Origin of the sequence: Streptomyces milbemycinicus, from assembly GCF_002154605.1 — a bacterium.
Taxonomy (GTDB): domain Bacteria; phylum Actinomycetota; class Actinomycetes; order Streptomycetales; family Streptomycetaceae; genus Streptomyces; species Streptomyces milbemycinicus.
This window is the reverse complement of record NZ_MUNE01001316.1, coordinates 1-700: the sequence shown is the minus strand read 5'-3', so window position 1 is coordinate 700 and position 700 is coordinate 1. Positions and strand designations below refer to the sequence as shown.

Here is a 700-nt window from a genome sequence, read left to right as displayed (position 1 = left end):
CCCCCAGCAGGGCGGCCGCGTTGGTCATGGTGGCGTCCATCAGACGCTGGCCCTGGAGGACGCCGAGGGCCACCGACACCGTCTGGTTGTCGTTGGAGATCAGCATGACCAGGGGCAGCAGAAACTCGTTCCAGGTCCAGATGAAGAAGAAGACCAGCAGCACCCCGATCGTGGGCCGGCTGACCGGCACCACGACCCGCCACAGCACCTGCCACTTGTTCGCGCCGTCGATCCTGGCCGCCTCGATGACCTCCTTGGGGAAGGCGCCGAGGACGGAGGAGAGCAGATAGGTGCCGAAGGCGGACTGGATGACGGTGAAGACGAGGATGACGCTGAGCCGGGTGTCGTACAGGCCCACCTCCTTCAACAGGTAGTAGATGGGGTAGACCAGCGCCTCCTGCGGCAGCATGTTCGCCAGTACGAAGAAGGCCAGCACCCAGGGGCGGCCCTTGATCCGGCCGATGCCGATCGCGTACGCGTTGAGCACCGACAGCACCACCGCGAGCACCGCCACCGAGCCGGAGATCAGCACCGAGTTGAGCAGCTTCCGGCCGAAGTCCACCCGCTCCCAGAAGTCCTTGAGCCCGTCGAGATACAGCCCGTCGGGCAGGCTCAGCGGTCCGTGGGCGGAGTACTCGGCGGGTGACTTGACCGCGTTGAGCGCGACGATGACGAACGGCGCCACCATGAAGAGGGCCGC

At 66.1% G+C, this 700-nt stretch carries 1 protein-coding gene; it reads right to left on the bottom strand.

Going from position 1 to position 700, the window contains the following annotated elements; genetic code table 11:
- The coding region (locus tag CCN51_RS52830) for a carbohydrate ABC transporter permease (protein ID WP_107426344.1) at nt 1-700 on the bottom strand (700 nt) is incomplete at both ends.